The sequence below is a fragment of the Neobacillus sp. MER 74 genome (genome assembly GCF_023714155.1).
Genome location: NZ_JAMAUV010000008.1, coordinates 126,050 through 147,089 on the forward strand (window position 1 = coordinate 126,050; position 21,040 = coordinate 147,089).

The following is a 21,040-nucleotide window of genomic DNA, read 5'->3' on the forward strand; positions in this document are numbered from 1 at the left end:
CACTAATAATAGCGGGCTGCATAAGTGAGAAAGTTTGTAAATGTTTGTAAAAATTTGAGGGGTGGATATCTTGACATTACGTGAAGAAGCATTACATATGCATCGAATTAACAAGGGAAAGTTAGAGTCGAAATCAAAAGTTCAAGTCCGAAATGCACATGATCTTAGCTTAGCTTATTCACCAGGTGTTGCAGAGCCATGTAAAGATATCTATGAGAAACCAGAATTGGTTTACGAATATACCATGAAAGGGAATATGGTTGCCGTTGTTTCCGATGGAACAGCTGTTCTTGGACTGGGGAATATTGGACCAGAAGCAGCCCTGCCTGTAATGGAAGGTAAGTCAGTATTGTTTAAAAGTTTTGCCGGAGTTGATGCATTTCCAATCTGTTTAAACACAACCGATGTAGACAAAATTGTTGAAACGGTGAAATTGCTTGAACCTACTTTTGGCGGCGTTAATTTGGAAGATATTGCTGCGCCCAATTGTTTTGTCATTGAAGAACGATTGAAAAAGGAAGCAAATATCCCAATATTCCATGATGACCAGCATGGTACAGCTATTGTAACAGTAGCAGGGCTTGTTAATGCACTAAAGTTAGTTGGCAAAAAAATGACCGAAATTAAAGTTGTCGCAAACGGTGCCGGCGCCGCTGGGATTGCAATTATTAAATTGTTATATAGTTATGGTGTAAGGGACATAATTATGTGTGATACCAAAGGAGCCATTTATGAAGGGCGTCCACAAGGTATGAATTCGGTGAAAGCTGAAGTTGCAAAGTTTACAAATCGGGATAATCTATCAGGAAGCCTTGAAGATGTAATCAAAGGTGCGGATGTATTTATTGGGGTTTCAGTTGCAGGTGCACTTTCTAAAGAAATGGTCGCGTCCATGAATTCTGATTCTATTATTTTTGCAATGGCCAATCCGGACCCTGAAATTATGCCAGCTGATGCAAAAGCTGTTGGAGCGAAAGTGGTAGGAACTGGTCGTTCAGATTTTCCAAACCAAGTTAACAATGTTCTAGCCTTTCCAGGAATTTTCCGTGGTGCACTCGATGTTCGCGCTACACATATAAATGAAAAAATGAAAGTTGCGGCAGCAGAAGCTATTGCCAACCTGATCAGCCCGGATGAACTTAATGCGGATTATGTTATTCCAGGACCTTTTGATCCAAGAGTCGCACCAGATGTAGCCGCAGCTGTAGCAAAAGCAGCGATGGAAACAGGTGTTGCCCGTATTAAGGTTGATCCAGAAGAAATAAAGGAAAAAACAAAGAGGCTCGCTATTATTGGTAAAAGTGAGTGATCGGTAAGTGGTAAATAACACCAAGGTCTACTTAGAAGTTGTTAAGCAACTACGAGAAATGATTACCAATGATGGTTTAGAAACTGGAGATAAGATTCCTTCTGAACGTGAATTGTCTGAGCGCCTGAATTTCGGGCGCTCTTCCATTAGAGAGGCCCTTAGAGCATTAGAATTGCTTGGTCTAATTGAAACAAGACGTGGTGAAGGGACGTTTATTCGGGATTTTAGGGGAAATCATCTCGTTCAGTTGCTTAGTACATTTATTTTGCAAGATGAAAAAGCGAAAAGAGATGTGTTTGAAACAAAGAACTTTATTGAGATGGATTGCCTTCGATTAGCCATTCATAAAATAGATGACCAAAGTATTGAAAACTTAAAAAAATGGGTGAATCAGCAAGGAATTATAGATGATAATGATTTTTTTTATCAAATAGTTGAAATCTCAGATAACCACCTCTTTGCTAGAATTTGGTCCATCTTAAAGGATTATTACTACTCTTTTGGTTCAAGCAAGATGATCTATTCTCGTGAAAACTATTTAAGCTTGCTTGAGGCTTTAGCCGAAAAAAATGAATCGAAATTATGGACTGCTTATAACGGTTTACGGAATTTGTCAGTTTTTAACGACAAATACTAACAGATTTTGAACACATTTTATTTTATAGTGAAGTTTATCCAAGTCCAAAGAAAACTAGGTGTTTTTTAACTATAAGTGGTCTGACCACCCATGAGAAGCTATTAGGTATGAAGTAAAGCAACAATAGAAAAACTTTTAATATGTAATTATTGGAGAAACCTAACATTTGGCGTTACCGTAGCACAAAGGAGGTAGAATTTTGGCGCTTAAAGATCTGTTTTCAAAAAACCAGACAAAAAAGAAGAAATATGCTCAAATACCGACGGAAACTGCAAAAAGTGATGTACCTGAGGGCATAATGACAAAGTGTCCATCATGTAAGAAAATCATGTATACTAAAGAATTGCTAAAAAATCTAAAGGTTTGTTTGAATTGTGGACATCATTTTCCAATGAACTCAAGGGAACGTTTAGAAAGCTTTATTGATGAAGGAAGCTTCGTAGAATTTAATGAAAGTATGATTTCTAAAAATCCATTAAATTTTCCTGACTATCTTGAAAAGCTTGAAAAAGATCGGGAAAAAAGCAAGATAAATGAGGCTGTTGTAACTGGAATTGGAACAGTTAACGATAATAAGGTTGTCCTCGCCATCATGGATGCTTCGTTTCGAATGGGAAGTATGGGCTCCGTTGTCGGCGAAAAAATTACACAAGCTATTGAAAAAGCGGATGAGTTAAATCTCCCTTTTATTATTTTTACCGCATCAGGCGGTGCCAGGATGCAGGAGGGTGCACTAAGTTTGATGCAAATGGCCAAAACTAGTGTTGCGTTAAAGAAATTTAGTAATAATGGTGGACTAATCATTTCAATTATGACTCATCCAACAACTGGCGGGGTTTCTGCAAGCTTTGCGTCATTAGGTGATTTCAACCTTTCCGAACCCGGTGCGCTTATTGCTTTTGCGGGACGAAGAGTAATCGAACAATCCATACGTGAAGAATTGCCAGAGGATTTCCAAACATCCGAGTTCCTATTAAAACATGGGCAACTGGACGCAATCATTCATCGGACGGAATTAGTTGAGAAGATCACCAATATTCTAGAAATCCATCAACCTGGAGGTGAGCTCAGATGGTAGGAGAATTAGAATTTGAACGCCCTGTAATCGAATTAAGGAAGAAAATCTCTGAGTTACAGGAGTTCACCAAAACAGCTGATGTTGATTTAAGTTCAGAAATAGAAAAATTAGAAAAAAGACTTGAAAAACTTGAACAAAGCATATATGAAAATATTAAGCCATGGGACCGGGTACAAATTGCCCGCCTTCCTAACAGGCCGACAACATTAGATTATATACCTTATTTGTTTGAGAATTTCTTTGAATGTCATGGCGACCGTACCTTTGCTGATGATGAGGCAATTGTAGGCGGGGTTGCTAAATATCGAGGATTACCAGTTACAGTTATTGGTCATCAGCGTGGAAAAGATACAAAAGAAAATATTCGCAGAAACTTTGGAATGCCACATCCAGAAGGATATCGAAAAGCACTTCGATTAATGAATCAAGCGAATAAATTTAATCGGCCGATTATTTGTTTCATTGATACTAAGGGTGCCTATCCTGGGAAGGCCGCAGAAGAACGAGGACAAAGTGAAGCGATTGCCCGCAATTTATTTGAAATGGCTGGATTAAAGGTTCCTGTCATTTGTATCGTGATTGGCGAAGGCGGAAGCGGTGGTGCACTTGCACTTGGAGTAGGTAATCGGATATATATGCTCGAGAATTCCACATACTCGGTTATTTCTCCAGAGGGTGCTGCAGCTATTTTGTGGAAAGATGCTTCATTAGCTAGAAATGCAGCCGAAACGATGAAAATAACTGCTCCTGATCTAAAGGAACTAGGCGTTATTGATGATATTATCCCAGAGGTTAAGGGTGGAGCTCAAAGGGACGTCATGAAACAAGCAGAGGAAATCGATCATATACTGAAGAATGCTCTGCAGCAGCTTCTTAAGCTTTCAGAAGAGGACCTTATTTCTGATCGTTACAATCGTTTCAGAACCATTGGTGAATTTGCCACCATTAATGATTACATTGGTGTGAATTAAAAATAATGTGCTCATGATTTATGGGCACATTATTTTTTTGACCATTTCACACAATGTTCACGAGAATTCCACAAAAAAACCAATGTTTCCGCTTACACATAAGAATAAAACGTTTCCATTTAACTGACTATTCCGACTCTTAAATTTACTAATATCATAAGGTTGTTATAGTTATTTCTTCGTGTTATTTTATAAATATTCGCGGGTTTTATGTAAATAATAAAAGAAGTAATTTATAAAACTCTTTGTTCCTTTTTTTTTTACTACATATGGATTTATACATAATTTCCTAATCAAATAACTGAGGTGAAAGCTATGAAAAAAATAGGAGTTCTTACAAGTGGTGGAGATTCTCCGGGGATGAATCCAGCGATTCGTGCTGTTGTACGGAAAGCCATTTATCATAATTTAGAAGTATATGGTATTTACGGAGGTTATACGGGGTTAATTTCTGGTAATATTAAAAAACTCGAGTTAGGCTCGGTTGGCGATATTATTCAACGCGGAGGAACTATGCTGCAATCTGCTCGCTGTCCAGAATTTAAAACCAAAGAAGGACAACAAAAAGGAATTGAACAGCTTAAAGCACATGGAATTGAAGGATTAGTGGTAATCGGCGGCGATGGTTCATATATGGGTGCGAAGGCTTTAACAGAACATGGCTTTCCGTGTGTGGGAGTTCCTGGTACGATTGATAATGATATTCCTGGAACAGAACTTACAATTGGGTTTGATACAGCATTAAATACCGTGATTGATTCATTAGATAAAATTCGGGATACCGCTACATCTCATGAAAGAACTTTTGTCATTGAAGTAATGGGACGAAACGCAGGTGACCTTGCTCTATGGGCAGGACTAGCGGGTGGTGCAGAAACAATTTTGATTCCTGAAGAAGGTTATGACATGGATGATATTGTCGACAAACTTCGTAAAGGGCATGAGCGTGGTAAAAAGCATAGTATTATTGTGGTAGCAGAAGGTGTATGCAGTGGTGTAGAGTTTGGGAAGCAGGTAGAAGAAGCAACCAACTTTGATACCAGAGTTTCTGTCTTAGGGCATATTCAACGTGGTGGATCACCAACAGCTGCTGACAGAGTCCTTGCTAGTAGATTAGGAGCCAGAGCCGTTGAGCTTTTGATTGAAGGAAAAGGCGGTCGTGCGGTAGGGATTGAGAAAAATCAACTAGTGGACTATGACATAATTGAGGCTCTTGGTCGTGAACATACCTTAGACCTTGATTTATATAAACTTTCGATGGAATTATCAATTTAAGAATTAAATTAAGATAACTTTAAGTGCTTTTTTAATATAGGAGGAAATCACGGATGTTACGAAAAACAAAAATTGTTTGTACGATTGGTCCAGCAAGTGAAAGTGTAGAAAAATTAACTCAATTAATCAATTCGGGAATGAACGTGGCTCGTTTGAATTTTTCACATGGTGATTTTGAAGAACACGGAGCACGAATTAAAAATATCCGTGAAGCAGCAAAACTAACTGGGAAAACAGTGGCGATCTTGCTTGATACAAAAGGTCCTGAAATTCGGACAAATAATATGGTAAACGGTGCAATTGAGCTTGAGGCTGGAAATAATATAATTGTCTCTATGATAGAAGTTGAAGGGACCGTTGATAAGTTTTCCGTTACATACCCTGGATTAATTGATGATGTCCATGTTGGTTCTAAAATTCTTTTAGATGATGGCTTAATTGGTCTAGAAGTTACGGATGTAGATAAAACAAATAAAGAGATCCATACGAAAATTTTAAATAGTGGTACATTGAAGAATAAAAAGGGCGTGAATGTCCCAGGTGTATCTGTTAACCTGCCGGGTATCACAGAAAAAGACACACAAGATATTCTTTTTGGAATTGAACAAGGAATTGATTTCATTGCTGCATCATTCGTGCGACGTGCAAAGGACGTATTAGAAATTCGTCAGCTTTTAGAAGCGAATAAAGCAACACATATCCATATTATTCCTAAAATTGAGAATCAAGAAGGTGTTGATAACATCGAAGAAATTCTGGAATTCTCAGACGGTTTAATGGTAGCACGTGGTGATTTAGGCGTTGAAATTCCTGCTGAAGAAGTACCACTAGTTCAAAAAATGTTAATTAAGAAATGTAATGCACTGGGGAAACCTGTGATAACAGCAACACAAATGCTTGACTCCATGCAAAGAAATCCACGCCCAACTCGCGCTGAGGCAAGTGATGTAGCGAATGCGATTTTCGACGGTACCGATGCAATTATGCTTTCAGGTGAAACAGCAGCAGGACAATATCCAGTAGAAGCTGTCCAAACTATGCACAATATTGCTTCCAGGGCAGAATCCGCATTAGATCACAAAGAAATTCTCTCAAGCCGCAGTAAAGATACAGAGCACAATCTTACTGATGCAATCGGACAATCTGTTGTCCACACTGCCTTAAATCTTGAAGTGAAATCCATTATTACCCCAACGGAAAGTGGACACACGGCTAGAATGATTTCTAAATATCGCCCGAAAGCAGCGATTGTAGCGGTAACTTCTATTGAGCATGTTTGCCGTAGGCTATCCCTTGTTTGGGGTGTTTACCCGCAGTTTGGCAATATTGCGACCACAACAGATGAAATGCTCGATAATGCGGTTGAAGCGAGCTTAAATAGCGGTATAGTGAACCGTGGTGATTTAGTAGTCATTACAGCAGGTGTCCCTGTTGGTGAAGCTGGTACCACGAACCTAATGAAAATTCATGTGGTTGGAGATATCATTACTAAAGCACAAGGCATTGGCCGTAAGTCTGCATTTGGGAAAGTGGTTATTGCACATGACGCTAAAGAGGCTTTGGATAAGGTAAAACAAGGTTCCATTTTGGTAACGCTAGGTACCGATCGTGACATGGTCCCAGCTCTTGAAAAATGCGCTGCTGTGATTACCCAAGAAGGTGGATTAACAAGCCATGCCGCTGTTGTTGGTCTAAACCTAGGCATCCCTGTGGTTGTAGGGGTAGAAAATGCTTTTGGTTTGTTTAAAGAAGGTCAAGAAATAACCGTTGATGCTAAACAAGGTGTTATTTACAACGGTCACGCTAGCGTATTATAAACTGGTTGTAAAAAAAGGAAGGGGAAACCCTTCTTTTTTTATATCTGACAAAAAGATCCCCATTCGTAATATAATGAAACTAAGCCTTTTGGAAAGGGGACAATCTATGCGTTATTTATTTCTATTAATCATAGTCATTCCAGCTCTGGATATTGGTGTACTGCTTTTTTCAGGAAAGACAATTGGTGTATGGCCTACCATTGCCTTAATTATTTTAACTGGAGTTATTGGGGCTTATTTAGCCAAGAGAGAGGGCTTGCAGACGATCCGAAGGGTTCGAGAACAGTTGAGCTATGGACAACTTCCAGGAGATGCTTTATTAGATGGAATATGCATTTTAATCGGTGGAACACTGCTTTTAACCCCCGGATTTATGACTGATGTATCCGGTTTCTTCTTCCTTTTTCCACCAACCCGTAAACCGATAAAAATATTAATCATAAAAATGTGGCAAAGGAAGATTAATAAAGGGAATATAAAAATAATAAAATAAAAGTCAGCTTCCGATTAGGGAGCTGACTTTTTACTTAAAAGCATTTATTTTTCTTTCCCCATGATAAATCCCCATAAATCATGAAAAACATGGGCCCGATAAAGAGTACTAATGATTACTAGAGTGACAGGACCAACAATTAATCCTAATAATCCAATTAATTTAAATCCGACGAATAAGGCAATCAGTGTTGCTAATGGATCGAGGCCAATATTAGATGAAAGGATCTTTGGTTCCATAATCTGCCGCTGGACGAGAACAATGATATAAAGAACACCTAATCCGATGGCAAGCCCCATATTTCCACCAATCGCCGCATAAATAATCCAAGGAACAAAAACAGCACCTGTTCCCAAATAGGGAATAATATCGACAATGCCAGTGACTAAAGCAATTGTTATTGCATAATCAACACGGAGGATAAGTAGGCCGATTAGAATAATTACTGTTGTAATGGAGATTAATGTTAATTGGGCTTTAATAAATCCAAAAAGCGCCCTTTTTAAATCGATAAAAACCGATCTGCTACTTGCTTTTGCTTTCTCGGGTAGAAGTTTGCCGCCAAATGTCGAAAATCGGTACCAATCTTTGCTAATAAAAAACGTAGCCAATAAAGAAAAGATTAAAACTGTCGCTGCATTCGGAAGCCAAGCAATAATATTGGGAATAATCCCGAATAAATTTTGAATAAAACTCCCAACAGTGGTGCCGATTCTAGTCCCGACATTCTGAATATTACTAATAATGGTATCCTGCTGCCCAGAATCAAGTTTTTTAAAGACGCTAGATAATTGTTCATAAATCGGCAGGATCTGCGCTGTGAAATAATTCTCTATATACTCTATTAACGTATCAAGATGTTTTGGTACCACAGTAGATAAATAATTTGCACCCGAAACAATTTCAGCGATAAGGAGTGTAATAAGTCCTGCAAATAAAGCAAAAATAATAATGAGTGCTATAAAAACTGCCAAGGCACGAGGCATCCTTGCCTTTCCTTCAAAAATGTCAACAAGCGGATTAATCAAAAAGGCAATAATTAAACCTATCAAAAATGGATAAATCAGTTTTGATATATAAAAACAACATAAAAGTCCTAAAACAATTGCTCCAATGACAATGATAAATCGTATTGTCCGGTTTACATACTTTAAATTCAAAGACAAACCTCCTTATAACGGAAATTATCATAATTCCAGTTTAACATTTTACGAAATAATCTGCATATTTTAACTAATAAATATCCTTTTGAAAATATTACAATCACTTTTTGGAAGAACAGTCGTAATGGAATATAACGGAAGTCTGGCATTAACATAAATTTCGCTCATGGATTTACATTATGTTACGATAATTTTGATAAGAAAGGGTGAAGTCATGTTAAACGAGTCAGTCTTATTTTTACTATTATTGCTAGTCATAGGTTTTATCGCGAAAAATAGTTCATTACTAATCGCAATTGCTGTCCTCCTAGTTTTAAAAATTGGAGGATTAGATACTAAAGCATTCTCATTTATACAGTCGAAAGGAATCAATTGGGGGGTAACAATTATAACCATTGCCGTATTAGCACCGATTGCAAGTGGAGAAATCGGTTTTAAAGACTTAACTGGTGCGTTTAAATCCTCCTTTGCATGGATTGCCCTTATCTCTGGTATGATTGTCGCTCTTCTTGCAAAAGGAGGGGTAAAATTATTAGCCGATGACCCCCAGATTACCACAGCATTAGTTCTTGGAACAATCCTATCTGTGTCTATTTTCAAAGGGGTAGCAGTTGGTCCCTTAATTGGCGCTGGAATCGCCTATACCGCAATGAAAATTTATGGTTTTTTTTCGTAGATTTTTTGTAAAATAATATTTTTTTCACTTTTCTAAGCCTTTCCATTCACAAAAATCTGATAATTGTTTATAATAGGCTTGTAAGCGTTTCTTTTTTTACATAAACCACTTATATATGCTGATTGCTTATTAACTAATTTTAGCCTAAAGAAATAGCATTTTAATTGTTTGCTTTTTACCCGAGCAGTCGCTCAGTTAATTTAAAGGATGGACAATGGGATTTTTTCACTTTACTGGTATGGGGAAATTTAGAATGAGAAGGAGAGATTTACTATGACAGTAACACGCGGTCTTGAAGGGGTAGTGGCAACAACTTCCTCCATCAGCTCAATTATTGATGATACGCTTACTTATGTTGGCTATGACATTGACGATTTAGCTGTAAATGCTAGTTTTGAAGAGGTAATCTATTTATTATGGCATCGTAAATTGCCGACAGCAGACCAGTTAACTGAATTGAAAAAACAACTTGCTGAAAATTCAGCATTGCCACAGGAAGTAATTGAACACTTTAAATTGTTTCCAATTCAAGAAGTACATCCAATGGCTGCCCTTCGTACAGCCGTTTCTCTTTTAGGTATTTATGATGATAAAGCAGATTTAATGGATGCTGATTCAAATTATCAAAAAGCTATTCGCCTTCAGGCAAAAATGCCTGCGATTGTTGCAACATTTGCCCGTATAAGAAAAGGGTTAGAGCCAATTGCACCTAAACCAGAATTAAGCTTTGCAGCCAATTTCTTATACATGTTGACTGGGAAAGTACCAGACCCAATCGCTGTTGAAGCGATTGATAAAGCGCTTGTATTACATGCGGACCATGAATTAAACGCATCTACATTTACAGCCCGTGTATGTGTAGCTACATTATCCGATGTTTATTCTGGTGTAACTGCTGCAATTGGTGCTCTTAAGGGACCATTACACGGTGGAGCAAATGAAGCGGTCATGAAAATGTTAAAAGAAATTGGTACGCTCGAAAATGTTGAACCATATGTACGTGGTAAGCTTGAGAAGAAAGAAAAAATCATGGGCTTTGGCCATCGTGTCTATCGAAAAGGAGATCCACGTGCCAAGCACTTAAGAGCCATGTCTAAAAAATTGACTGAATTAACAGGCGAACCACAATGGTATGATATGTCTGAAAAGATTGAAAGTATTGTAACAGGGGAAAAGAATCTGCCGCCTAACGTGGATTTCTATTCTGCTTCTGTTTACCACAGCTTAGGGATTGACCATGATTTAATGACACCAATCTTTGCAGTAAGCAGAGTATCCGGCTGGCTTGCTCATATTCTTGAACAGTATCAAAACAACCGCTTAATCCGCCCGCGTGCAGATTATACAGGTCCTGGAATGCAAAAATATGTTCCAATTGAGCAACGAGGTTAATTATTTACTTTTGTCGCAATAATTGGTCTAATAAGAATGTATGATAAGGTTAGAGACAAACATCTCTAACCTTTCCATAAGTCATAACGTAGCTTTTTTACATAATAGGAGGGAAAATCAACTATGCAAGGCGAAAAAATTACAGTTACTAACGGAGTATTAAACGTACCAAACAATCCAATTATCCCATTTATTGAGGGTGACGGAATCGGACCAGATATTTGGGCAGCTTCTGAGCGAGTTTTAAATGCAGCTGTTGAAAAAGCGTATAAAGGTGAACGCAAACTAATCTGGAAAGAAGTTTTAGCTGGAGAAAAAGCATTCAACCAAACTGGCGAATGGCTGCCATCTGAAACACTTGATGTAATCAATGAATATTTAATTGCCATTAAAGGACCATTAACTACACCTGTTGGCGGCGGAATTCGTTCGTTGAATGTTGCACTGCGTCAAGAGCTAGATTTGTTTGTCTGCTTACGTCCAGTTAGATGGTTTGAGGGTGTTCCTTCACCGGTTAAACGTCCACAAGATACAGACATGGTTATTTTCCGTGAAAACACAGAAGATATTTATGCAGGTATTGAATATGAAAAAGGTACAGAAGCAGTTAAAAAGGTAATTGACTTTTTACAAAATGAAATGGGCGTTAACAAAATTAGATTCCCAGAAACTTCTGGTATCGGTATTAAGCCTGTTTCTGAACAAGGTACTTCTCGTCTAGTCCGTGCGGCAATTAACTATGCCATTAAAGAAGGCCGTACGTCAGTTACACTTGTACACAAAGGGAATATCATGAAATTTACTGAAGGTGCATTTAAAAACTGGGGCTATGAGCTTGCTGAGAAGGAATTCGGTGATAAAGTCTTTACATGGGCACAATATGACCGTATTAAAGCGGAGCAAGGTTCAGAAGCGGCTAATAAAGCTCAAGCTGATGCAGAAGCAGCAGGCAAAATTATCGTAAAAGACGCCATTGCTGATATCTTCTTACAACAAATTCTTACACGTCCACGTGAGTTTGATGTTGTTGCAACAATGAACTTAAATGGAGATTTCATTTCAGATGCACTTGCTGCACAAGTTGGCGGTATTGGTATTGCACCAGGTGCTAACATCAACTATGAAACAGGACATGCGATTTTTGAAGCAACACACGGTACTGCACCTAAATATGCAGGTCTTGATAAGGTGAATCCATCATCTGTTATTTTATCAGGTGTGTTATTGCTTGAGCACCTAGGCTGGAACGAAGCCGCTTCAATGGTTATCAAATCAGTAGAAAAGACAATTGCTTCTAAAGTTGTAACATATGATTTTGCTCGATTAATGGAAGGCGCAACAGAAGTAAAAACTTCTGAATTTGCTAGCGAGCTTATTAAGAACATGGAGTAAAGGGTTGATGCAGATGTGGGCTGTTCTTTAAATAGCCCTTCCTGCATTTTATGGTTCAAGAACAACAATACGTTAAAAGGGGAGAGTTATAATGTCATTAAAACGTAAAAAGGTTTCTGTAATCGGCGGAGGATTTACTGGAGCAACTACGGCATTTTTACTAGCTCAAAAGGAACTTGGAGATGTAGTTTTAGTAGATATCGCTCCAATGGAAAACCCTACAAAAGGTAAGGCACTAGATATGCTTGAAGCAAGTCCAGTACAAGGCTTTGATGCCAATATTACTGGTACTTCAAATTATGAAGATACGCGTGATTCAGATATCGTCGTGATTACTGCGGGTATTGCTCGTAAACCTGGTATGAGCCGAGATGATTTAGTTCAGACAAACCAAAAGGTTATGAGAAGTGTAACTCAAGAAATCGTGAAGTATTCCCCTAACTGTACTATTCTTGTTTTAACTAACCCAGTTGATGCAATGACATACACAGTATTTAAAGAATCAGGATTCCCTAAAAACCGTGTAATTGGTCAATCTGGTGTTCTTGATACTGCTCGTTTCCGTACATTTGTTGCTCAAGAATTAAACCTTTCTGTTAAAGACATTACTGGTTTCGTTTTAGGCGGTCATGGTGATGACATGGTTCCGCTTGTACGTTACTCATATGCGGGCGGTATTCCTTTAGAAACATTAATTCCTAAAGATCGTCTTGAAGCTATTGTAGAACGTACAAGAAAGGGCGGCGGTGAAATTGTTAACCTTCTAGGTAATGGAAGCGCCTACTATGCTCCTGCTGCTTCTTTAGTTGAAATGTGTGAAGCCATTCTAAAAGACCAACGCCGTGTTCTTCTATCCATTGCCTATCTTGAAGGCGAATTTGGTTACGATGGCATCTACCTTGGTGTACCGACTATCCTTGGTGCAAATGGTATTGAAAAAGTCATCGAGCTTGAATTAACTGCTGACGAAAAAGCTGCTTTAGATAAATCAGTTGAATCCGTTCGCAATGTGATGCAAGTATTAGCGTAAAAAAGGATAAAGGAGAAATTCGGGGTTACAATGGTTCCCCGAATTTCTTTGTATACATTTGAAATCGCTTACATGGAGGTGGAGTTTTTTGCTTTTAGGTAAAAAAAGAAGGTTAGGACGTAAAATTGAAGAAATTTCTGTCGGTGAAAAATTAGCTATGACTGAAAAAATAGAAGACAAGGATCTGCTTCTTTATTTAGGATTAACTGATGATGCAAATCCCCTCTATATTCAGCATGATTATGCTTCACAGACTCCATTTGAAAGGCCGATCGTTCCGAGCATTATGCTGACAGGTATGATCACCTCAGCCATTTCAAAATATTTACCCGGCCCTGGAAGCCATATTTTAAGCCAAGAAATCAGTTTTCCTAAACCTGTTTTTCATTATGGAGCTGTTGAGTTATTATTCGAAGTCGTTGAAGTAACAAGGAATGAGCATACCATTGTGATTAGTGTGGCAGGAACTAATGAAAAGAACGAGACCGTCATTCAAGGCAAGGTCAAGGTTTGTCCGCCACACCGATTAGAAGAAATTCATGGCAGGGCTTTAGAGAATTTTTAATAATGTTATTAAGAAGGAATGTGACCTGTTCACATTCCTTTTATTTGTTAAAGTTTTGTAAAGCTAGAAAATACACAAACTTTATTATTATAATGGAGGTAACTAATAAAGTGGGGGTTACTATGAAAAATAGAGTGCTTGTTGTCGATGACGAACAGTCGATTGTTACTTTACTACAATATAACTTGGAGCAAGCGGGGTTTGATGTAATAACAGCAATGGATGGTGAAGAGGGAAAACAATTAGCAGAGACACAATCACCTGATATCATTGTATTAGATTTAATGCTGCCTAAAATGGATGGAATGGAAGTTTGTAAGCAGTTGAGACAAAACAAGATTATGACTCCGATTCTAATGTTAACCGCTAAAGAGGATGAATTCGATAAAATCTTGGGGTTGGAACTTGGTGCAGATGATTACATGGTCAAACCTTTCAGTCCAAGAGAAGTAATCGCTCGTGTCAAAGCCATACTTAGAAGGACTCAAATTCAAACAGATGCTGGACAAGCAGGTGGAGAAGAGACGGGATTGCTGCAAATAGGTAATCTGAAAATCAATTCTGATAAATATGAGGCTTATTTTAACGGCAAGTTGTTGGAGTTAACCTTAAAAGAATTTGAATTGCTTCTTTACCTCTCCCAAAATAAAGGGCGTGTTATGACCCGTGATCAATTACTAAGTGCTGTTTGGAATTATGACTTTGCTGGCGATACTAGAATAGTCGATGTACATATCTCACATTTAAGAGAAAAAGTTGAAGCGGACACAAAAAAGCCGGCCTATATTAAAACAATTCGGGGCTTGGGCTATAAATTGGAGGAGCCTAAGGGAGAATGACCAAATTCCGAAAAGGACTGCTAATATCACTAATCATATTAGTTATTATTGTATTAGTTGGGGTAGGAATTTTGATAGGTCAATTTTTTAAAAGCTATTACCTAGAGTCACTAACTCAACATTTGAAATTTGAAGTTTTATGGGTTCTTTCCATTTGTCTTGGGATTGCCATCATTATTATTCTTTTTCTATGTGTAAGAATTACCTCAAAGTATACCAAACCAATTGAGGCTGCAACCAACGTTGCCATTGAACTGGCTAAAGGAAATTACCGTGCTCGAACTACAGTAAGTAGATTAGATGAAACGGGGATGCTTGGGTCATCAATCAATATGCTGGCCGAAAACCTGCAAGAACTCACTAAAGCGCAAGAAATGCAGCAGGACCGACTAAGTGCACTAATTGAAAATATGGGCGCTGGTCTAGTTCTAATTGATAGTCGAGGGTACATCAACCTAATTAATAAAGGATTTATTGATATTTTTCATGTCAATTCTAGCGATTATTTAAATAAAGTCTATTATGAAGTTATTGAATATGAAGAAATTTGTCAGTTAGTGGCTGAAGTTTTTCGAACGGAAAAAAAGGTCAGCAAACAAATACTTGTTCCACTATTCATTGAACGTAGGTACTTTGTTGTCTATGGTGTTCCGATTCTTGGAACCAACAATGTATGGAAAGGTGTATTGCTGGTATTTCATGATATTACTGAAATTAAAAAACTCGAGCAAATGCGCAAGGACTTTGTGGCCAACGTATCGCACGAATTAAAAACCCCGGTCACTTCTATTAAAGGATTTACTGAAACACTGATGGATGGTGCCATGAATAATAAAGAAACCTTGGAAGCGTTTCTTTCCATTATTCTAAAAGAAAGTGACCGACTCCAAACCCTCATCCAAGAACTATTAGATCTTTCAAAAATAGAACAACAGGGTTTCAGATTAAATATTCAGGAACTAGATTTGAACGAGCTGTTAAAAGAGGTTATTACGATTCTTAGTGGAAAAGCCCAAGCAAAGAATATCCGGGTTAGCCTTCTTTGTAAGCAAGATCAAGTGATGATCCAGGGTGATTTAGACCGTTTAAAACAAGTGTTTATTAACTTGATTGCCAATGCCATGAACTACACTCCGCCTGAAGGGAATGTGGAAATAATCCTACTCGAACACGGTGAAAAGGTACGAGTACATGTAAAAGACACTGGGATTGGAATTAGTAAAGAAGAAATTCCACGTATTTTTGAACGTTTTTACCGTGTTGACCGAGCGAGAAGCCGGAACTCCGGCGGGACTGGACTAGGATTAGCGATCGTTAAGCATTTAATTGAAGCCCATCATGGAAATATAAGTGTTAGAAGTGAATTGGGTGAAGGAAGCGAGTTTATAATTGAATTATATAAATATTTAAGGTGATTTTGGAAGGTGGATATATATAAATGGAAAAAAAGAAACTTGTCCTTATCGATGGTAATAGTATTGCTTACCGGGCATTCTTTGCACTACCCTTGCTTAATAACGATAAAGGAATTCACACGAATGCCGTATATGGTTTTACGATGATGCTGATGAAAATACTTGAAGATGAAAAGCCAAGCCATATCCTTGTCGCATTTGACGCAGGAAAAACGACCTTTCGACATAAAACCTTTAGTGAATATAAAGGCGGCAGACAAAAAACGCCGCCTGAGCTATCGGAACAATTTCCGTTCATTCGTGACCTTCTAGATGCCTATGGAATCTCTAGGTACGAACTTGAAAATTATGAGGCAGATGATATCATTGGTACCTTGTCATTAAGTGCTGAACATGATGGGTATGAAGTAAAGGTGATTTCCGGAGATAAAGATTTAACGCAACTCTCTTCACCAACGACTACAGTAGGAATTACGCGCAAAGGTATTACAGATATTGAGGAATATACCCCTGAACATGTCGCTGAAAAATATGGACTTACACCAGAGCAAATCATTGATATGAAAGGGCTGATGGGGGACCCTTCCGATAATATTCCTGGTGTACCTGGCGTTGGTGAAAAAACAGCGATCAAACTTTTAAAGGAGTTTACTACGCTTGAAAATTTATTAGCCTCTATTGACCAGGTTAATGGTAATAAGCTTAAAGAGAAGTTGGAAGAATTTAAGGATCAAGCCATAATGAGTAAAGAGCTGGCAACGATTGAAAGGCAGGCACCTATCGAAGTAAATTTAGATACGATTGCTTATGAGGGATTTACGCGCGATAAATTAGTAGCTCTCTTTAAAGAATTAGGATTTCATTCGTTATTGGAAAAGCTGGGTGAAGGTCCAGAGATGGCTGATGTGCCAGAACTGGAAGAGATTGAGTTTCAAACTCCAGCAGAAATCACGGAAGAGTTATTTGCAGACGACAATTATTTTTATGTTGAAATGTTGGATGATAATTATCATTTTGCAGAAATTATTGGCTTTTCCCTTGTCAATGAAAACGGGCATTTTTATTTTCCTACAAATCAGGTATTGCAATCAGAGGCTTTCAAAAAATGGGCGGAGGATGAAAGTAAAAAGAAAACGGTTTATGATGCCAAGCGTTCTGAGGTCTCTTTACGAAGGTATGATATTCATTTAAAAGGTGTCGATTTTGATATTCTGATGGCATCTTATATCATAAATCCTTCAGAAAATATTGAAGATCTCGCATCGATTACGAAACGATTTGATGTACATACAATCCAAACAGATGAATCCTTTTATGGGAAAGGGGCGAAGCGAAAAGTCCCTGAAGTAACACAGCTTGCAGAGTATCTTGTCCGTAAAAGTCTTGCCATGTCTGATTTAAGAGGAAAACTTGAAGATGAATTAAAGAAAAATGAACAATATCAGTTGTTTACTGAACTTGAAATGCCATTATCGCTTATATTAGCGGATATGGAATCATGCGGAATCAAAGTGGAACAGGAACGCCTTCAGACAATGGGAAAAGAACTAAATGAAAGACTAATTGAAATTGAAGAGAAGATATGTCAATTAGCTGGAGAGAAATTTAATATCAACTCACCCAAACAGCTTGGCGTTATCTTATTCGAAAAATTAAACCTGCCTACATTAAAGAAAACGAAAACAGGGTATTCCACTTCGGCAGATGTATTGGAAAAATTGGCGGAGGATCATGAAATTATTGAATACATCCTTTTATACAGACAATTAGGTAAGCTGCAATCTACCTATATAGAAGGATTATTAAAGGTGATTAATCCTAAAACGGGAAAAGTCCATACTAGATATCAACAAACCTTAACAGCGACAGGGCGGTTAAGTTCGATTGACCCTAATTTGCAAAATATCCCGATTCGTTTGGAAGAAGGTCGGAAAATTCGTCAAGCCTTTGTTCCATCTGAGGAAGGGTGGATCATTTTTGCTGCGGATTATTCCCAGATTGAACTTCGCGTACTTGCTGATATTGCTGGTGATGATAAGCTGATTCAAGCATTTAAGGAAGATATGGATATTCATACGAAGACTGCCATGGAGGTTTTCCATGTCAATAAGGATGAGGTAACCTCAAATATGAGGCGACAGGCAAAAGCTGTAAACTTTGGAATTGTCTATGGAATTAGTGATTATGGACTATCCCAATCCTTAGGAATAACTAGGAAAGAAGCCGGTCAATTCATTGAACGCTATTTAGATACTTACCCAGGTGTCAAAGAATATATGGATGAAATTATACACTCAGCCAAGCAGAAGGGGTACGTTTCAACCCTAATGCAAAGAAGAAGATATATTCCTGAAATTACTGCGCGTAATTTTAATATCCGAAGCTTTGCAGAAAGAACGGCAATGAACACACCGATCCAAGGCAGTGCTGCTGATATCATAAAAAAAGCAATGATAGATATGGATGAGGCATTAAAGGATATGGGGTTAAAGACACGACTTTTACTTCAGGTACATGATGAATTAATTTTTGAAGCACCTGAGGAAGAATTGGAAACTTTAAAGAAATTAGTCCCAGACGTGATGGAAAATGCCCTTGAATTAAAGGTACCATTGAAAGTGGATTATGCTTACGGGCCAACTTGGTTTGACGCTAAATAATAGGAGGAGGCTACAATGCCAGAACTTCCGGAAGTAGAAACTGTTCGAAAAACATTAAAAAAATTAGTAGTGAATAAAACCATCAAAGATATAACGGTCTATTGGCCGAAAATCATAAAAAATCCACTGGAAGTGGAACAATTTGTCGATGCTTTGATTGGGGAGACCATTCTTGATGTCGGAAGAAGAGGGAAATTTTTAATTATTTATACAGGAAATTTCGCCTTAGTTTCTCATTTGAGAATGGAAGGAAAGTATGGTCTATATCCTAAGGATGAGCCCTATGATAAACATACACATGTTCTCTTTCATTTTACAGATGGGACAGAGTTAAGATATCGGGACGTTCGCAAGTTTGGAACCATGCATCTTTATAAAAAAGGGGATGAGTTTTTAACGGAGCCCTTGATCGGACTTGGCCCTGAACCATTTTCGGAGGAATTCACCATCGAATATTTAGCTGAAAAGCTGGCAAAAACGAATCGGAAAGTTAAAACAGCTTTATTAGACCAAAAAGTCTTTGTTGGACTTGGTAATATCTATGTGGATGAAGCACTTTTTAGGGCCGGAATCCATCCAGAGCGTTTGGCTAACACTCTGGATAACAGCGAAGTTACCCTTCTTCATCGTGAGATTGTAGCAACCTTGAGTGAAGCAGTCAAAAAGGGAGGAAGTACAATCCGTTCGTATGTAAACTCTCAAGGTGAAATAGGAATGTTCCAGCTTGAATTATATGCTTACGGTCGAAACGGTGAAGAGTGTAAACGATGCGGGACACCTTTAGAAAAAACAACTGTTGGTGGGAGAGGAACTCATTACTGCCCTCAATGCCAAAAAATCGAAGCAGAACCGAAAAAGTAAAAGAGTGAAAAGAGAATAACATTAACCATGGATAGGCTCCTGCCATATACTATCGTAATGATTTTGGTGGAAGGAGCCCTATACATCATGGTTCAGTTGTTATCACTTCTCATCCTCGCTTTTGCCCTTAGCCTTGACAGCTTTAGCGTAGGATTTACCTATGGACTAAGGAAAATGGTCATGCCGCTAAGGTCAATAATTATTATTGCAAGTTGCTCTGCTATTTCCTTAATGATCGCCGTGTCAATTGGACATGGACTTGAGAAAGTTTTATCACCAAGAATTACCGCAAGCCTAGGGGGGATTATCCTAATTGGTCTTGGTGCTTGGGTTTTGTATCAATTTTTTCGGCCAGAAAAAGAAAAGGACGTACTCGATCATGAAAAGACCATCGTGAATTTTGAGATCAAGTCCCTTGGATTAGCCATTAATATATTGAAAAAGCCGATGTCGGCTGATTTCGATCAATCTGGTACGATTACTGGGATTGAGGCGTTAATGTTAGGGTTCGCCTTGTCGTTGGATGCCTTTGGAGCTGGGATTGGTGCAGCGATGCTTGGCTTCTCTCCTTATTATTTAGCGTTTACTGTTGCGATTATGAGTTCGTTGTTTGTGCTTTTAGGAATAAAAAGTGGAACTTTTTTTCATAAATTTGAATGGATTCAAAAGTTCACCTTTTTACCAGGGATATTATTAATAATTATAGGGATTTGGAAATTATAAGAATCAGAAAGAGGATTTTGGGATGTCATTAGTTATCGGATTAACAGGTGGAATTGCAAGTGGAAAAAGCACCGTCTCTAACTTTTTCAAAGAAATGAATATCACTGTGGTTGATGCAGATATTGAAGCACGCCTAGCGGTAATGAAAGGTGAAGCAGCTTATTTTAAGATCATTGCTGAGTTTGGCGAAGATATATTATTAGCTGATGGAGAAATTGACCGGCCTAAACTGGGCTCGATTATTTTTCATCAAGTCAAAAAACGGCAATTATTAAATGACATCGTTCACCCAGAAGTCAGAAGAAGAATGAAAGACCAAGTCGAAACAGCAAAAAAGAACGGCGAAGAAGTGGTTGTTCTTGATATACCGTTACTATTTGAAAGCAAACTTACCTATATGGTGGATAAAACATTACTAGTATTTGTTGACAATGAAACGCAATTAAAAAGATTAATGGCGAGAAATAACCTTTCTGTCATGGATGCTGAAGCAAGGATTCATTCGCAAATGCCGTTGTCTGACAAACTCAGGCTGGCGGACGCAGTAATTAATAATAACGGATCGGTCGAGGACACAAAAAAACAGCTTCTTGAAATCTTAGCGAAGTTTGGCATCAATAAAAAATAAGATGAAACAATCGGAGAGAAGGAGCCCCCTTCTCTTTTTTTATATTATTAAGTTATCTAAATTATTAAACATTAAAAAATCCGCACATAATTCATCACAATTCCACCTAAATATGT

General features: G+C 38.0%; 19 protein-coding genes. 18 read left to right on the forward strand and 1 reads right to left on the reverse strand.

What is annotated here, in order from left to right; all coding sequences use genetic code 11:
- Positions 1–70: 70 nt before the first annotated feature.
- The 7 genes from ystJ to M3610_RS15365 all read left to right on the forward strand — a co-directional run bounded on the left by ystJ (position 71) and on the right by M3610_RS15365 (position 7,580).
- Positions 71–1,309, forward strand: coding sequence for an NADP-dependent malic enzyme (gene ystJ, locus M3610_RS15335; protein WP_098574412.1), 1,239 nt, complete (start codon positions 71–73; stop codon positions 1,307–1,309).
- Positions 1,310–1,316: 7 nt separating this feature from the next.
- A complete protein-coding gene (locus M3610_RS15340; protein ID WP_311315827.1) occupies positions 1,317–1,946 on the forward strand; it encodes a FadR/GntR family transcriptional regulator in 630 nt (209 codons plus the stop codon).
- A 199-nt stretch (positions 1,947–2,145) separates the two neighbouring features.
- A complete protein-coding gene (accD, locus tag M3610_RS15345) occupies positions 2,146–3,024 on the forward strand; it encodes an acetyl-CoA carboxylase, carboxyltransferase subunit beta (protein WP_251460244.1) in 879 nt (292 codons plus the stop codon).
- Positions 3,018–3,995 (forward strand): acetyl-CoA carboxylase carboxyl transferase subunit alpha, encoded by a 978-nt coding sequence (gene accA / locus M3610_RS15350; protein WP_098574404.1) that lies wholly within the window; start codon positions 3,018–3,020, stop codon positions 3,993–3,995. Before accD ends, accA begins: the two co-directional genes overlap by 7 nt.
- A 315-nt stretch (positions 3,996–4,310) precedes the next feature.
- Positions 4,311–5,270, forward strand: coding sequence for a 6-phosphofructokinase (gene pfkA / locus M3610_RS15355; protein ID WP_098574401.1), 960 nt, complete (start codon positions 4,311–4,313; stop codon positions 5,268–5,270).
- A 53-nt stretch (positions 5,271–5,323) separates the two neighbouring features.
- Positions 5,324–7,087 carry a pyruvate kinase gene (pyk, locus tag M3610_RS15360; RefSeq protein ID WP_251460246.1) on the forward strand — a complete coding sequence of 588 codons (1,764 nt, stop codon included), beginning with the start codon at positions 5,324–5,326 and terminating at the stop codon, positions 7,085–7,087.
- A gap of 106 nt (positions 7,088–7,193) precedes the next feature.
- On the forward strand, positions 7,194–7,580 hold the full coding sequence (locus M3610_RS15365) for an FxsA family protein (RefSeq protein WP_098574393.1): 387 nt from the start codon (positions 7,194–7,196) through the stop codon (positions 7,578–7,580).
- A gap of 44 nt (positions 7,581–7,624) precedes the next feature.
- Here M3610_RS15365 and ytvI read toward each other — a convergent pair whose 3' ends face one another.
- Entirely contained in the window at positions 7,625–8,740 is a 1,116-nt protein-coding gene (gene ytvI, locus M3610_RS15370) for a sporulation integral membrane protein YtvI (RefSeq protein WP_251460248.1), read from the reverse strand.
- A 217-nt stretch (positions 8,741–8,957) separates the two neighbouring features.
- Here ytvI and M3610_RS15375 point away from each other — a divergent pair, with 217 nt between their 5' ends.
- The 11 genes from M3610_RS15375 to coaE all read left to right on the forward strand — a co-directional run bounded on the left by M3610_RS15375 (position 8,958) and on the right by coaE (position 20,924).
- Positions 8,958–9,419 carry a DUF441 domain-containing protein gene (locus M3610_RS15375; protein ID WP_098574387.1) on the forward strand — a complete coding sequence of 154 codons (462 nt, stop codon included), beginning with the start codon at positions 8,958–8,960 and terminating at the stop codon, positions 9,417–9,419.
- A 273-nt stretch (positions 9,420–9,692) separates the two neighbouring features.
- A complete protein-coding gene (citZ, locus tag M3610_RS15380) occupies positions 9,693–10,811 on the forward strand; it encodes a citrate synthase (protein WP_251460250.1) in 1,119 nt (372 codons plus the stop codon).
- A 123-nt stretch (positions 10,812–10,934) separates the two neighbouring features.
- Positions 10,935–12,203: an NADP-dependent isocitrate dehydrogenase gene (icd, locus tag M3610_RS15385; protein WP_098574381.1), complete on the forward strand. Its 1,269-nt coding sequence runs from the start codon at positions 10,935–10,937 to the stop codon at positions 12,201–12,203.
- Positions 12,204–12,294: 91 nt separating this feature from the next.
- Positions 12,295–13,233 (forward strand): malate dehydrogenase, encoded by a 939-nt coding sequence (mdh, locus tag M3610_RS15390; protein WP_251460252.1) that lies wholly within the window; start codon positions 12,295–12,297, stop codon positions 13,231–13,233.
- An 88-nt stretch (positions 13,234–13,321) separates the two neighbouring features.
- Positions 13,322–13,798, forward strand: a complete 477-nt coding sequence (locus M3610_RS15395; protein ID WP_251460254.1) for a MaoC/PaaZ C-terminal domain-containing protein — start codon at positions 13,322–13,324, stop codon at positions 13,796–13,798.
- Positions 13,799–13,920: 122 nt separating this feature from the next.
- Positions 13,921–14,637, forward strand: coding sequence for a response regulator transcription factor (locus M3610_RS15400; RefSeq protein ID WP_251460256.1), 717 nt, complete (start codon positions 13,921–13,923; stop codon positions 14,635–14,637).
- Positions 14,634–16,052, forward strand: a complete 1,419-nt coding sequence (gene pnpS / locus M3610_RS15405; protein ID WP_251460258.1) for a two-component system histidine kinase PnpS — start codon at positions 14,634–14,636, stop codon at positions 16,050–16,052. The genes M3610_RS15400 and pnpS overlap by 4 nt, the downstream gene beginning before the upstream one ends.
- 23 nt (positions 16,053–16,075) lie before the next feature.
- Positions 16,076–18,712, forward strand: a complete 2,637-nt coding sequence (polA, locus tag M3610_RS15410) for a DNA polymerase I (protein ID WP_251460260.1) — start codon at positions 16,076–16,078, stop codon at positions 18,710–18,712.
- Positions 18,713–18,727: 15 nt separating this feature from the next.
- On the forward strand, positions 18,728–19,573 hold the full coding sequence (gene mutM / locus M3610_RS15415; protein WP_098574368.1) for a DNA-formamidopyrimidine glycosylase: 846 nt from the start codon (positions 18,728–18,730) through the stop codon (positions 19,571–19,573).
- 87 nt (positions 19,574–19,660) lie between these two features.
- Positions 19,661–20,296 carry a sporulation membrane protein YtaF gene (gene ytaF / locus M3610_RS15420; protein WP_098574366.1) on the forward strand — a complete coding sequence of 212 codons (636 nt, stop codon included), beginning with the start codon at positions 19,661–19,663 and terminating at the stop codon, positions 20,294–20,296.
- Between the two features lie 22 nt (positions 20,297–20,318).
- On the forward strand, positions 20,319–20,924 hold the full coding sequence (gene coaE / locus M3610_RS15425) for a dephospho-CoA kinase (RefSeq protein WP_251460262.1): 606 nt from the start codon (positions 20,319–20,321) through the stop codon (positions 20,922–20,924).
- Positions 20,925–21,040: the final 116 nt, after the last annotated feature.

Excerpts from the sequence above, each read along its gene's own strand:
- accA (WP_098574404.1), top strand. The coding sequence starts at position 3,018 with ATGGTAGGAGAATTAGAATTTGAACGCCCTGTAATCGAATTAAGGAAG.
- pfkA (WP_098574401.1), top strand. The coding sequence starts at position 4,311 with ATGAAAAAAATAGGAGTTCTTACAAGTGGTGGAGATTCTCCGGGGATG.
- pyk (WP_251460246.1), top strand. The coding sequence starts at position 5,324 with ATGTTACGAAAAACAAAAATTGTTTGTACGATTGGTCCAGCAAGTGAA.
- M3610_RS15365 (WP_098574393.1), top strand. The coding sequence starts at position 7,194 with ATGCGTTATTTATTTCTATTAATCATAGTCATTCCAGCTCTGGATATT.
- M3610_RS15375 (WP_098574387.1), top strand. The coding sequence starts at position 8,958 with ATGTTAAACGAGTCAGTCTTATTTTTACTATTATTGCTAGTCATAGGT.
- citZ (WP_251460250.1), top strand. The coding sequence starts at position 9,693 with ATGACAGTAACACGCGGTCTTGAAGGGGTAGTGGCAACAACTTCCTCC.
- icd (WP_098574381.1), top strand. The coding sequence starts at position 10,935 with ATGCAAGGCGAAAAAATTACAGTTACTAACGGAGTATTAAACGTACCA.
- mdh (WP_251460252.1), top strand. The coding sequence starts at position 12,295 with ATGTCATTAAAACGTAAAAAGGTTTCTGTAATCGGCGGAGGATTTACT.
- M3610_RS15400 (WP_251460256.1), top strand. The coding sequence starts at position 13,921 with ATGAAAAATAGAGTGCTTGTTGTCGATGACGAACAGTCGATTGTTACT.
- pnpS (WP_251460258.1), top strand. The coding sequence starts at position 14,634 with ATGACCAAATTCCGAAAAGGACTGCTAATATCACTAATCATATTAGTT.
- polA (WP_251460260.1), top strand. The coding sequence starts at position 16,076 with ATGGAAAAAAAGAAACTTGTCCTTATCGATGGTAATAGTATTGCTTAC.
- mutM (WP_098574368.1), top strand. The coding sequence starts at position 18,728 with ATGCCAGAACTTCCGGAAGTAGAAACTGTTCGAAAAACATTAAAAAAA.
- ytaF (WP_098574366.1), top strand. The coding sequence starts at position 19,661 with ATGGTTCAGTTGTTATCACTTCTCATCCTCGCTTTTGCCCTTAGCCTT.
- coaE (WP_251460262.1), top strand. The coding sequence starts at position 20,319 with ATGTCATTAGTTATCGGATTAACAGGTGGAATTGCAAGTGGAAAAAGC.